The organism is Bradyrhizobium sp. Unk1, from assembly GCF_059512345.1.
The window spans coordinates 238,155-251,289 of record NZ_JCAMOP010000002.1 but is presented as its reverse complement, the minus strand read 5'-3'; the positions used below and the strand labels follow the sequence as shown (position 1 = coordinate 251,289).

General features: G+C 63.6%; 6 protein-coding genes. 2 read left to right on the top strand and 4 right to left on the bottom strand.

Annotated elements, in window-relative coordinates; all coding sequences use genetic code 11:
- The first annotated feature begins 55 nt into the window (after positions 1–55).
- Positions 56–1,051 (top strand): AraC family transcriptional regulator, encoded by a 996-nt coding sequence (locus tag AC5ZFO_RS03260; RefSeq protein ID WP_282519893.1) that lies wholly within the window; start codon positions 56–58, stop codon positions 1,049–1,051.
- Positions 1,052–1,080: 29 nt separating this feature from the next.
- Here AC5ZFO_RS03260 and AC5ZFO_RS03255 read toward each other — a convergent pair whose 3' ends face one another.
- The 3 genes from AC5ZFO_RS03255 to AC5ZFO_RS03245 form a co-directional block, all read right to left on the bottom strand.
- Positions 1,081–1,398, bottom strand: coding sequence for a hypothetical protein (locus AC5ZFO_RS03255; RefSeq protein WP_071916798.1), 318 nt, complete (start codon positions 1,396–1,398; stop codon positions 1,081–1,083).
- 111 nt (positions 1,399–1,509) lie between these two features.
- Positions 1,510–2,430: a DUF427 domain-containing protein gene (locus tag AC5ZFO_RS03250; RefSeq protein WP_282519894.1), complete on the bottom strand. Its 921-nt coding sequence runs from the start codon at positions 2,428–2,430 to the stop codon at positions 1,510–1,512.
- A gap of 161 nt (positions 2,431–2,591) precedes the next feature.
- Positions 2,592–7,544, bottom strand: coding sequence for a trifunctional serine/threonine-protein kinase/ATP-binding protein/sensor histidine kinase (locus tag AC5ZFO_RS03245; RefSeq protein ID WP_496121329.1), 4,953 nt, complete (start codon positions 7,542–7,544; stop codon positions 2,592–2,594).
- Between the two features lie 9 nt (positions 7,545–7,553).
- Here AC5ZFO_RS03245 and AC5ZFO_RS03240 point away from each other — a divergent pair, with 9 nt between their 5' ends.
- Positions 7,554–7,685, top strand: a complete 132-nt coding sequence (locus tag AC5ZFO_RS03240) for a hypothetical protein (RefSeq protein WP_496121327.1) — start codon at positions 7,554–7,556, stop codon at positions 7,683–7,685.
- 203 nt (positions 7,686–7,888) lie between these two features.
- Here the strand turns inward: AC5ZFO_RS03240 and AC5ZFO_RS03235 are convergent, their stop codons facing one another.
- Positions 7,889–13,045, bottom strand: a complete 5,157-nt coding sequence (locus AC5ZFO_RS03235) for a trifunctional serine/threonine-protein kinase/ATP-binding protein/sensor histidine kinase (protein WP_282519896.1) — start codon at positions 13,043–13,045, stop codon at positions 7,889–7,891.
- Between the last annotated feature and the right edge of the window lie 90 nt (positions 13,046–13,135).

The window sequence follows — 13,135 nt, the reverse complement described above, 5'->3', positions numbered from 1 at the left end:
ATGTGCTTGTATATATGCTCAATCGTCTCAAATAACGTATCGAGAGGGAAATACGATGGATTGGCTCAGCCGGCTGTTCGAGATGATGCCGGTGCGCGGCCGTCTGGACCTGCGCTGCTCCTACGGCGCGCCGTGGCGGATCGAGCAGGGGCCGGGCGAGGCCAACGAAATCCCGTACCACGCGGTGCTCGCTGGCTCGGCGATGCTGGACGATCCGGCGGGAGGCCGGCCGTTGCGACTGGAGGCCGGCGACATTCTGCTGCTGCCGCACAACCCCCGGCACGTCATGCACGACGGCAGCGGAGCTGCGCCGCTGAAGGCCCGCAACCGCGCGTCACTCAACTTCACGATCAGCGAGAATCCCGGCTCGGACGCCCGGCTCGATCTGTTGTGCGGACATTTTTCGATCGCCCCGCCGCACGACCGGCTGCTGCGCAACTATCTGCCACCGGTGCTGATCGTGAGGGCCGGCGCGCAGGCCGGAGAGCGGGATACGGCGGGGCAGCTCGCAGGCCTCGTTGCTTTGATGCGCGGCGAGACCGCAGACGATCAGCTGGGCGGCCGCGCGATGCTGAACGCGTTGTCGACGGCGATGTTCGCGCTCGTGCTGCGCCTCGCCAGCGAGACCGGGGAGGCGCCACGCGGGCTGCTTGCGCTCGCAGGTCACCCACGCCTCGCGCCGGTCGTCGCGGCCATGTTCAATGCGCCCGCGCGCGCATGGACACTGCCCGAGCTCGCGCAGCTCGCCAACATGTCGCGTGCGACACTCGCCCGTCAATTCCAGGAGAAGGTCGGACGTTCGCCCAGCGAGCTGCTGACCGACATCCGCATGACGCTGGCAACGAACGAACTGAGGAAATCCTCGCTCTCGACCGGAGCGGTGGCCGAAGCGGTCGGATATCTGTCCGAGGCGGCGTTCCAGCGGGCGTTCAAGAGCCACATGGGCATCACCCCCGCGCAATGGCGAAAGGCTGCGCAGACGCCTGCGACGATTGACGAGCTGGAGCTGGCGAAGAGCGCAGAGACGGCATCGGCTGGCGAGAATGCCTAGGCCGGCGCGCGTGAGGCGGCCGGGCTAGCTCAGCATCCACGGCAGATGATGAGCTTGCGATCCAGCATCTGATCGCGCTGCTGCTGCTCACGCTCCCAGGCCGACAGAGCATCCGATTGAGGCGCGTCGGCCCGGCTCGGCTGACGGTGGCCGACCGGCGCGAGCCAGGGCAGGCGCGAGGTCGGCTCGGCCGAGGCGAAACGCGCGGCGGCCCGCGACGGCAGATCGGGGAGGGCGTCGAGAGAGCTGTTCCGGTCGGAAGCATGTGCGGGCGACAGCAAGCCGATCAGGAGAAGGCCCGCAAAGGCGGAGCGGATCGAGCGTGTCTGGTTCGAACGATGGGACATTGTGGCGCTCCCGTAGTGGAGGCTCGGGATGAGCGGCTCCGTTGACGGCCACCATAGTCGTGGACGCGAAAGGCTGAATGCCGCGCGATCTCGAAGATATGCTCGTTCGTCTCACGAGCGTCGATAGAGGGGACTGGCTGCAGCTTCAGCGGGCCGGCTACCAGGCGTTGGCTCAACGACCACCTCGGCGATATCGAGATTGCGATCGGGGCCGTGTGGAACCACCGTTTGGCCGGGTTCGAGACGCATCTGCATGCCATCGAGATGGACCGTCACGATGTCCGGCTCGAACGATACAAAATTGGAGATGCGGCGGACTTCGGGATAGGCGTCGGGATACGACCATGCCGCCTGGCGCGCGTCTCCGATGGAGTAGTAGCTGCAGAGGCCCTTGTACGGGCAGAAGGTCTGGAGCTTTACGGGAGTGAGGGCAGACTCATCGATGTCGGCACGTGGAACATACCAACGCGGTGCAAAGCCGGACTCGTAAAGGACCAGCGGCCGCTTTGTATCGGCGATGACCCGGCCCTGGTGGTTGACCACGAGGTTACGAGAGGTCTCGCGGATGTCGATGCGGTGATAGGGATCGGCGGCATGGCCCACGATGCGTTCGTCTTCCTCGTAGAAGGCATCCATGGCCCGCCAGGCAAAAGCGATCAGACCCTGCAAATCGCCTGCATGGGCGGGCAGGTTGGTGTGCCGCCATGCTCCTCGTGCCGCGATGTGTTGCTCGTCGACCCGAACGCCGTACCAGGACGTCGGCCCAAGATCGGCATGTTGAGTGATGTGCTCGGTAGGTTCCAGCACATGTGGGGAAACATCGGCCTCCGGGAAATAGGCCACAGGATAACGGCCCGGTTCGAAAAGGAGGAGCACCCGCTCGCTGTCGGCGATCCAGCTTCCCCCAAAACGCACGCGGATGCGGCGGCGCAACGGTTCGACGTACAGGAGTCGCTTGGGCAGCGGCTCGGGGACGAGAAAGCGGCCGATTGCTCCCGTTGAAAGCGGGCCTTGTTGCCAGGACAGTCCCAACTGATCTCTCCCTGCAGTACACCGTCGGTCGATGGCGGACCTGTTCCGGCCCGTGCTTGGCTTCGCCGGCGCGATCCGATGGCTATATTTCGTCCGTGGCCCGGCCTTGGTTACAGGTCATCCCACCAATTTTGCGGTGTGATGACGCCAGCCGAGATGGTTCAACCAACCGCAAAGCCGTCATCGATCGGCACGGTGAACTGGAAGACGGCGCCGCGCGGTTCGTTTGCAGCCGCCCACAGTCTGCCGCCATGCGCAACGATGATCGAGCGGCATATCGACAGTCCGACACCGAGGCCGCCCGACTTGGTGGTGTAGAAGGGTTCGAACAGCCGCGCTTGGCCCTCCGCAGACAAGCCCGGCCCCGAATCCGTGATCGATACGCGTATGCTCTCGGCATCCGCTCTCGCGGTCTGGATCAACAGCTCGCGCTTGCCCTCCGTTGTCTCGCTCATGGCCTCGATGGCGTTGAGGATCAGGTTGAGTGTGACCTGCTGCAGCTCGACGCGATCGCCGATGACCTTGGGCAGACGATCGGCGAATATCGTCTGGATCGCGACATCGTGCCGCGCCGCTTCAGCTTCCGTGAGTTCGATGACTTGACCGATGACGTCGTTGATCGCCAGGGAATCCCGTTTGGGCGGTGATTTCTTGACCAGATCCCGGATTCGCCCGATGACCTCGCTGGAGCGGATGCCGTTCTCGATGGCGCGTATCAGCGCCCTGCGCGTCTGCTCCAGCGCCGGCGGTTGGTGATCGAGCCAGCTCAAGGCCGCTTGCGCGCTGGCGATAACGGCGGTGTTCGGCTGGTTGACCTCGTGGGCGATCGACGCCGTCAGCTGTCCCATCACCGCCACGCGGTTGGCGTGGGCCAGCTCCATCTGAGCCTCGCGGTAACGCTGTTCGCGCTCCTGAAGCTCCCGGTACAAACGAGCGTTGTCGAGCGAGGTCGCAGCCTCGGATGCGAGAAATTTGAGGATCGCGATCCGGGCGGGTGTGAAGACGCGCGAGGCGAGATTGTTCTCGAGATACAGAAATGCCACCGCCCTGCCTTGCTTGACGAGCGGCACGCACAAGGCTGATCGGACGTGCTTCTTCTGGATGTACTCGTCGCCGCCGAACGCGCTGCTCGTCGAGGCATCGTCGAGCACGACGCTTTCCTGCGTGCGAGCCGTGTAAAGCACGATCGACATCGGGACTTCAGCGGCGGAGATCGGCGAATCGGCGAGATCGAGAGCGATAGAACCGCCGCCGGTCACTGCGTCCGCCCGAATTCTCAGCTCGGAACCCCTCGGTAAAATCAGCACGCCACGTTCCGCACCCGCATGCTCGATGGCCGAGCGAAGCAGGGTCTCCGTGAGCTTCTCCAGCACGATCTCGCCTGAAACAGCCTCCGACACCTTGAGAACCGTCGCAAGGTCAAGCTGCTCGACAGGTGCTCCGATCGTGCCTGCGGCGCTGAGCGCGGATCCTCGCTCCCGCAGGTTCGGATGGAGTTTCTCGAGCTGGCTCACCTTCGCCTCGGCGCCCCAGCGCGCGTAGCAATCGCGCGCTTTCGTCAGGTAGGATTGAACGACCGTTCGAATGCCGCGCGCCTCGTAGAACCCTGCTGCACGTTCCGCAGCGATCGCCTCGATCTGCGCGAAGCCGGATTCTTGCGCCAATCGGATCGTTTCTTCGTAGAGCTGCTCCGCCTCGAGTTCGCGACCCTCGATGCGCGCAAGCTCCGCCGTGACGAGCTTCTGCCGGGCGGCGAAGTTTGCGGGGCAGCGGTCGGACCAGACTGTCAGCTTGCGGTGGTGTTCGCGGAGGTCGCTGAGGCGCCGCTCGCGTTCCTCAGGGCGTGATGCGTGATAAGCTCCGGCATGAGCGAGTGCCGTGTAGAACCGGTATTCGGTGAAATCCGAATAAGCGCGGACGCACCATGAGAGTGCTTCTGCGCGTGCGGCGAGGGCAATCGCGGCCTCGTCACGTCCGGCAATGACTTCGATCTGAATTTGCGTCGCGTAGTAGAAGAAGGCGCTTATCGGTTCGCTCGCGTCCGGGGGCTGAAGCGCCCCGGGGCTCTCGAAGTCATTCGGCCCATCGCGTCCCATAAGGCTCAGCGCCAGATCTCGTTGCCTTATGAGGCCCTCCGCAGCCAATCGGACGCCCAAACCCTCGGCGAATGCCAGGGACCGCTCGGCACGCGAGCAGACGTCCATGAGCGAATCGCCGCAGAAGAGATCCACCGATATCAACCCGCGATGCGAATACGCCGCGAATGCCAGATCTCCAGTCGTCAAACAGATTGCAAGAGCGCGCCGAATGAACGGCCGTCCCGATCGGATCGGGAGAACCCATGGGGTCACGTGGAGGCCGAATACCAAAAGCGCCCGGCCGCTCAGCCCTGTCTGCGGCTGCCTGTCGGCAAGGGCTGCGCCAAATTGTGATAGCCGGAATCCAAGTTCGGCATCGGTTGAACTGCTCGCGAGCACGCCGAATATGGCGGTCAGCGGGTAGCACGCTTCAGGGCTGGTTCCGTGTGCGAGCGTCAGTCGCGTGGCCGCCACGAGCATGGTGTCGGACAGGTTGCGATCGGTGAGAAACGCAGGTGTGAGGAGGTCGGCCAGGACGCCCATGGTCGCACGATGATCCGGATCGGTCATCGGCGGTAGCGCATGAAGCTGCTCGTCGGACAGTTTTTCGGTCAAGCTCCGCAGGCGTCGCCGATCCTCATCCACCTCGCTGCGGCTGGGATGAGGAGACCAGTCGATCCCGGTTCTGCGCAAGAATGCGAGGCAAACGGCGACCGCCCGCTCGAGCTGTCCCGCAGTGGTGTATAGCTGCGCCTGGAGTCTGGCGACCTCGGCGCTCGCCTGAATGTCCGAACAGCTCTGCGACAGGACCGTCAATTCCGCCTCTGCCGTGTTCAGCTCGCCGAGCAGGAATTTGCACTCGGCGTGGAGCAGGCCGATCGCGAAGGCGTCCCGGCTGCACCGCGGATGCCCTTCCTCCCCGAGCAGTTCGCGCGCGATTTCAAGGTAGGTTGCTGCCGCGTGGTAAGCCGTTGCATTTCGTGCGCGCCGGCCCGCGGCGAGATTGACGGCAATGACCTGTTCGCGTTCAGCGCCGTTCGTCAAAGCGGCGATGCCGCGGTTCAGCTGGTTGGCAACGATATAGACGCGCTCGTTGGTTTCGTCAGGCGTCAGCTGCGCTGCCAGGACCAGGCCGATCCGAAGGTGCAGCGCCGTTCGCCTGTCCTGGTCCGGTTGAAGCGCATAAGCGGCCTCTTGCACGCGATCGTGCACGAACGCGTAAGAGCTCTTGAGGCGTCGGACCAGCTCGAGACGCGTCGCGTCTTTCAAATCCGCGTGCAGCGTCTGCTCCGATGCTCCGTGCACGAGGCAGAGCATTGCGATCTCGGCGCTGTTGCCCAGGCAGGCCAGCTCCAGCAGGGCCTGACGTGTCTCGTCGCGCAAACCGCTCAGCTTGCCGACCATGAGATCTGCGACGTTTTCGGCGTAGCTCTTTTCCTTGATGCGTTCGAGATCCCAGCGCCACTGTCGCTTGTCATGATTGAAGGTCAGTAGTTCCTCTTCGGCCAGCGCCCGCAGAAACTGCGTGAGGAAGAACGGATTCCCGTTCGTCTTCTCGTATATCAGCTGCGCCATGGGCATGGCGTATGCCGGCTCGCAATGAAGTGCATCCGCGGTGAATTCCAGGACGGCATCGCAAGTGAGGGGTGCCAGGTCGATTTCCCGCACCCGTTTGCGGGACGTCCGAATTTCGACGAGCCGTTGGGCCAGCAGATGCTTGACGTCGACATCGTTGCGTCGATAGGCGACGATGAGAAGCAGATTTTGCAGGTCGGATCTGTTCAGAAGAAACTCGATCAGATGCAGTGTGGCCAGGTCGAGCCACTGCAGGTCGTCGAGGAACAGCACGAGGGGATGGTGAGGCTTGGCGAAGATGCCAATGAAGCGTCGAACGACGAGTTGGAAGCGTCGCTGTGCGTCTTGCGGTGGTGCTTCCGGGACAGGTGGTTGATCCCCGATCACCAGCCGCAGCTCCGGTACGAGATCCACCATCAGCTGACCGAGAGGGCCCAGCGCGTCGTGCAGTGCGCTACGCCAGGGTGCCAGATCGGCGTCGCTCTTGGCGAGGAGGCCCCGGATAAGGCCTTGAAGCGCATGCGCGAGCGTCGCGTAAGGCATATCGCGCTTGTGCTGATCGAACTTGCCGGAAGCGAAGAGCCCTCCCAACGGCACCAAGGCCTTGTGCATTTCGTCGACCATAACGGACTTGCCGATACCGGAGGGGCCGGACACCAGGATCAACTCGGGCGTGCCGCTCCGCGTCACGCGATCGAACGAGGTGAGCAACGCCTCGATCTCGTGCTCCCTGCCGTAGAGCCGTTCGGGAATGAGGAGGCGGTCGGGTATATCGGTTTGGGCCAGGACGAAATCATCGATTTGTCCCCGCGCTTCCCATTCGGCGAGTGACCGTTCGAGGTCGCTCTTGAGACCGGCGGCGGTCTGGTAGCGGTCCTCTGCCGTCTTGGCGAGGAGCTTCATGATGATCCCCGACACGGCGCGAGGCACGCCATTGACTCGTTCGGCGGGCGCAACGGCTTGTCTGGCGATGTGGCTGTGCACCCATTCCATCGGACTGGCAGCGGTGAACGGCAGTGCGCCCGTCAGCATCCGGTAGAACGTCACGCCGATTGCATACAGATCGCTGCGGGAATCGACGGACCGGTTCATGCGGCCGGTCTGCTCGGGCGCCATGTAGGCCAGCGTGCCCGCCATGGTCTCCGGTGGTTCGAGCTGCTGTCGCTCGCGCGGCAGGCGAGATGCAAGGCCAAATCCGGTGATCCTGACCTCGTCTGCTCCGCTCACCAGAAGATTGGCCGGCTTCAAATCCTTGTGGACCAGGCCCTGCCGATGCAGCTGGTCGACGGCGGTGGTGATGCCGAGAGCCAATCGCAGAAAGCGCGTCAGCTTCATCGGCGCGCCGAGCAGCCGCTCGAGCGGCTCGCTGCCGGGATCTTCCAATATCAGCAAGGTTCGACCACCGTCGCGGATCAGCTCCAGCGGCCGTACGGCCCAGGTCCCATCGAGCTCGTTGCGCAAGGCGTATTCATGGGCGAGCCGGTCGAGGACCGCGGCCGGCGGATGTTCCGTAGCCGCCCTTACGGTCAGGACATTGTTGACGCCGCCATCGGCGCCCCGGCGCCATTCGCGGCAAAAGACGCGCTCGCCGTCGTCCCATGACGCCTTGAGACCGGCATTGCCATTCGTGGATACCCGCGAGGATACGTGCATCTGCCGGACTCCGGAACTAGCCGGCCAGTCGATTGAAAAGAAGGGAAAGGTTTTCACCTGTCCCGTTCGGGAACCTACTCCCAACGCCAATCCCCAACAATAGCCGGGATCGGAGCCACGCTATGAGCCAGATTCCGACTTCGGGGCGTGGTTCAACCAACGGCAAAGCCGTCATCGATCGGTACGGTGAACTGGAAGACGGCTCCGCGCGGCTCGTTTGCAGCCGCCCAGAGTCTGCCGCCATGCGCCACGAGGATCGAGTGGCATATCGACAGTCCGACACCGAGGCCGCCCGACTTGGTGGTGTAGAAAGGTTCGAACAGCCGCGCTTGGCCCTCCGCAGACAAGCCTGGTCCCGAATCCGTGATCGATACGCGTATGCTCTCGGCATCTGCTCTCGCGGTCTGGATCAACAGCTCGCGCTTGCCCTCCGTTGTCTCGCTCATCGCCTCGATGGCGTTCAGGATCAGGTTGAGCGCGACCTGCTGCAGCTCGACGCGATCGCCGATGACCTTGGGCAGACGATCGGCGAACACCGTCTGGATCGAGACATCGTGCCGCGCCGCTTCGGCTTGCGTGAGTTCGATCACCTGACCGATGACGTTGTTGATCGCGAGGGAATCCCGTTTGGGCGGTGATTTCTTGACGAGATCCCGAATTCGCTCGATGACCTCGCTGGAGCGGATGCCGTTTTCGATGGCGCGTGTCAGCGCCCTGCGCGTCTGCGCCAGCGCCGGCGGTTGGTGATCGAGCCAGCTCAAGGCCGCTTGCGCGCTGGCGATGACGGCGGTGTTCGGCTGATTGACCTCGTGGGCGATCGACGCCGTCAGCTGTCCCATCACCGCCACGCGGTTAGCGTGGGCCAGCTCCATCTGAGCCTCGCGATAGCGCTGCTCGCGCTCCTGAAGCTCCCGGTACAGACGAGCGTTGTCGAGCGACGTCGCGGCCTCGGACGCGATAAATTTGAGAAGCGCGACCTTTGCGGGCGTAAACACGCCCTTCGCCAGATTGTTCTCGAGATACAGCAGTGCGACCAGGCCGCCTTGCTTCGTGAGCGGAATGATCAGGACCGACCGGGCACTCGTGAGCTGAATGTACCGATCCCCTCTGAAGGTTCCACTTTCCGCAGCTTCGTCGAGAATAACGCTCCCTTGCGTGCGAGCCGCGTACAGGACGAGCGACTCCGGGATTTCCGTCTGGGAGATCGGGCGATCGCACAGATCGACATTGATCGAAGCCCCCCGGGTCGTCGCTTCCGCGCGAATCCGCAGCGCCGCGTCCCGCTGCAAAATCAGCAATCCTCGTTCCGCGCCGGCGTGCTCGATGGTCGTGCGCATCAGAATGTCGATCAGCTTCTCGAGGACGATCTCGCCGGACACGGCCTCCGAGACTTTCAGGGCCGCCACGAGGTCCAGATGTTCGATCGGCGCACCGATCGTGTCAGTTGGGGTGGCCATGGGTGCGTTCTCCGCAAGGTGCGGATACATGTCGTCGATCTGGCGTACCTTGCCATCGGCTCCCCACTGCGAATAGGCGTCGCGCGCGTTCCGACGGTATATGTTAGCGAACGCGTCATAATCGCGAGCCGCATAGAAGTTCGCAGCCAGTTCGTAAGCGAGACCCTCATCGGCAATGAGCCCGTTTGCGCGGGCCGAGCGAACTGCGTGTTCGTAAAGGCGCATTGCATCGGAGTCGCGGCCCTCCAGCCGGGCGATTTCGGCACCGACCAGCGCCGCGCAATGCGCGAAATTGTCCGGGCAGTTCTCCGCCCAGGCCTGGAGTTGCCGATGATGCCCGACAATCGTGTCGATGTGCCCCTGCTCGGCGGCGATCGCTTCCGGCACTGCAGCCAGAGAAAGCGCACTATAGAAGTGATACGAAGCTGCCTCCGCCGGAGTGAGCGGCGTCCATCGCCGCCGCTGCAGCTTCGACAGGATGCCGACCGCCGTTGCGTAGTCGCCGGCAAGAAAACGCGCCCGGAGCTTGAGGATCCAGTAAATGCACTCAGCGCGCCACAAATTCGGATTGGCGGCGAACTGCTGTTCGATCCGAAGCTCGTCGAACTGCTCGTCGTCGAAGGAGCCGAATGTCGGGGTCAACCCGCGGAGCGTCCGGAACAGCCCGCGTTGCGCGGCGATGATGTCCTCGATGAACCCGAACCTCATCTTCCGGACGAAGGCGAGGCCAGTCTCGGCCTCGTTCAGAATCTCGACGAGTGGATCGCCTGCCTGGAAAAGATTGCCATTCAGATTGCTGCAGCTGTAGGCGGCATAGGTAAGATCGCCGCTCCTGTGCGCGCTCTCGAAGGCGCGGCGAAGGAGATCGCGCGCGACCCTGAAGTGTCTGGTCCAGGGCACGACGTGGGCGCCGAATATCAGATAGGTCGCAGCCTGGAAGCGGCTTATTCCACGCTGCTCGACCAATTCATAACCGAGCTCTCCGAAGCGAAAGCCGGATTTGTAGTCGCCGAATTGCAGGCCGGCCACCATTCCGAGCTGCACATAAGCAACGCACGACCCGTCGCTGTGGCCCCACGCGAGCCCAAGATTGACGGCCCTGCAGATCGTGAGGGAAAGCAGGTTCATATCCGTGAAGAGGGCGGGCGGCAGCAGCTTTGTCAGGACATCCATCGTCGCAAGCGAGGCTGGGTCGCGCATCAAGGGTAGCTTGACGAGGTCTTCGATGCTGCGCTCCCCAATGCCCGTCCAGATAAGATCGTACTCGCGGCGCGCCTCCGCTTCAGTCGGGTTGGGAGACCAGTGCACGCCTAGCTGCCGCAGGTACCCCAGGCCGATTTCGACGGCGCGGCTGGATTGACCGAGCGTTGTATAGACGTCCATGCGCAGGCATGCGACGGCGGCCTGTTCGAGCGGGTTGGTCGCGCGCGTCGCCAGTGCAGTCAGGCGATCGTCGGCGACAGCCGGTTCGCCGGTCAGGAACTCGCATGCGGCCCGATTGATTTCCAGTGCGAAGGCAAGCTCGTGCCGCCGCGCCCAGCAATCGGCGGTCAGGAGTTCGCTTCCGGTGGAGAGATAGGCAAGTGCCGAGCTATAGGCCGAGGATGCCTTGGCGCGCTGGCCGGCAACCAAGTTGAGCTCGGCGAGTTGCTCGCGCTCGCCCGGCGAGCCGACGAGGGACAGGCCGCGGTTGAGCTGATTGACGATATCGAAGATCGCCACCTCGCGCTGCTCCGGCGGTGTGCGTGCCACCAGGATCCGGCCGATTCGCAAGTGCGACGCAGGCCTCGCGGACTCGGGAATCAGTGCGTAGGCGGCTTCCTGGACCCGGTCGTGCACGAACCTGCGGTGCCGGTCCTGACGCTCGACCAACTCGAGACGCACCGCGTCGACGAGATCCAGATCGACCTGCTGTTCCGATGTGCCGAGCATCAATGACAGCGTTGCGATCTCGGCGCTGCTGCCGAGGCATGCAAGCGTCTGCAAAGCCGTCCGCGTTTCTTCCGGCAGGCGGCTCAGCTTGTGGATCATCAAGTCAACGACGTTTTCGGTATAGCCTTTGGCATGGATGCGCTCGAGGTCCCACTGCCATTGGCCTGCCGCATGATCGAAGGCCAGCAACCGTTCTTCCGAGAGTGCGTGCAGGAACTGGATCAGGAAGAACGGATTGCCGCCGGTCTTCTCATGTATCCGTTGCGCCAATGGCGCGGCGCGGATCGGCTCGGAGCGAAGCGCATCCACGATGAAACGCTCGACGTCGGCGCGAATGAGGGGTGCCAGGCTGTGCGTCCGGATGCGCGCGCCCGAATCGTGAATTGCGGCGAGCTTGCGCCTCAGCGGATGGTTGGCATCGATCTCATTGCTGCGATAAGCGCCGATCAGCAAGAGGTGTTGCAGGTCCGATCTGGTCAGCAGCTCCTCGAGCAGATCGAGCGTCGCAGCATCCAGCCACTGCAAATCGTCGAGGAAGAGTACAAGCGGTCGATCCGATTGCGCGAAGACGCCGATGAAGCGCTGCAGGACGAGTTGAAATCGTCGCAGGGCGTCTTGCGGTGAGGCATCCGGGACCGGCGGCTGATCGCCGATGATCAGTTTCAATTCGGGAATCAGATCGACCATGAGCTGGCCGTTGGGCGTCAATGCTTCGCAGATAGCGTCGCGCCACGATGCGAGTTCGGCGTCATTCTTGGCGAGGAGGCGACGGACGATGCTTTGAAAGGCCTGTGCCAGCGTCGCATAAGGGATGTCGCGCTTGTACTGATCGAACTTGCCCGAGGCGAAAAGGCCACCGAGCGGGACCAGGGCTCTGTGCAACTCGTGGACTACGGCGGACTTGCCGATACCGGCATGGCCCGAGATCAAGACGAGCTCGGGCTTTCCACTCCGGGCGACGCGGTCGAACGCGTCGAGCAAGGCCTCGATCTCATGTTCCCTGCCGTAGAGCCGCTCGGGAATGCGGAGGCGGTCCGGTTGGTCCGCCTCGCCGGGCGTAAAGCCGTCAATCCGGCCTTGCGTCAGCCATTCGGCAAGGCAGTGCCCGAGGTCGTTCTTGAGGCCGGCGGCGGTCTGGTAGCGGTCCTCGGCCGTCTTGGCGAGAAGCTTCATGATGATCGCCGACACGGCGCGAGGCACGCCATCGACTCGTTCGGCAGGCGGAATGGCTCGTCTCGCGATGTGGCTGTGCACCCATTCCATCGGACTGGCCGCGGTGAACGGCAGTGCCCCCGTGAGCATCCGGTAGAACGTCACGCCGATTGCGTACAGATCGCTGCGGGAATCGACGGACCGGTTCATGCGGCCGGTCTGCTCGGGTGCCATATAGGCCAGCGTGCCCGCGATGGTCTCCGGCGGCTCGAGCTGCTGTCGCTCGCGTGGCAGGCGAGAGGCGAGGCCGAATCCGGTGATCCTGATCGCGCCCGCTGCGTCGACCAGGATGTTCGCCGGTTTCAGATCCTTGTGGATCAGGCCACGATGATGGAGCTGGGCGACCGCCCCGGAAATGGCGAGGGCCGATCGCAAGAAATGATCCAGCTTCATCGGCGCGCCGAGCAGCCGCTCGAGCGGCTCGCTGCCGGAGTCTTCCAATATCAGCAAGGCACGATCGCCATCGCGGATCAGCTGCAGCGGCCGCACGGCCCAGGCTCGATCGAGCTCGTCGCGCAAGGCATATTCGTGAGCGAACCGGTCGTGGAGCGCGGGCGGATGATCCGCCGCGGCTCTTACGGTCAAGACGCTGTTGACGTTGCCATTGGCGCCCCGGCGCCATTCGCGGCAAAAGACGCGCTCCCCGTCGTCCCACAGGAGTTCGAGACCGGCATCTCCGTTCGTGAGGATCGGCGAGGACACATTCATCCGCCGGACTCCGGAACTGACCGGCCGCCCCGTGGACAAGGCGCGCCAACCGTCCAATCGCCCCCTCATCAGCCTAATCCCCGAAAAGGT

What these genes read in the sequence shown, in the direction of transcription:
- AC5ZFO_RS03260 (WP_282519893.1), top strand. Translation starts at nt 56, where the DNA reads ATGGATTGGCTCAGCCGGCTGTTCGAGATGATGCCGGTGCGCGGCCGT.
- AC5ZFO_RS03235 (WP_282519896.1), bottom strand. Translation starts at nt 13,045, where the DNA reads ATGAATGTGTCCTCGCCGATCCTCACGAACGGAGATGCCGGTCTCGAA.
- AC5ZFO_RS03255 (WP_071916798.1), bottom strand. Translation starts at nt 1,398, where the DNA reads ATGTCCCATCGTTCGAACCAGACACGCTCGATCCGCTCCGCCTTTGCG.
- AC5ZFO_RS03240 (WP_496121327.1), top strand. Translation starts at nt 7,554, where the DNA reads ATGGGCGAGCCGGTCGAGGACCGCGGCCGGCGGATGTTCCGTAGCCGC.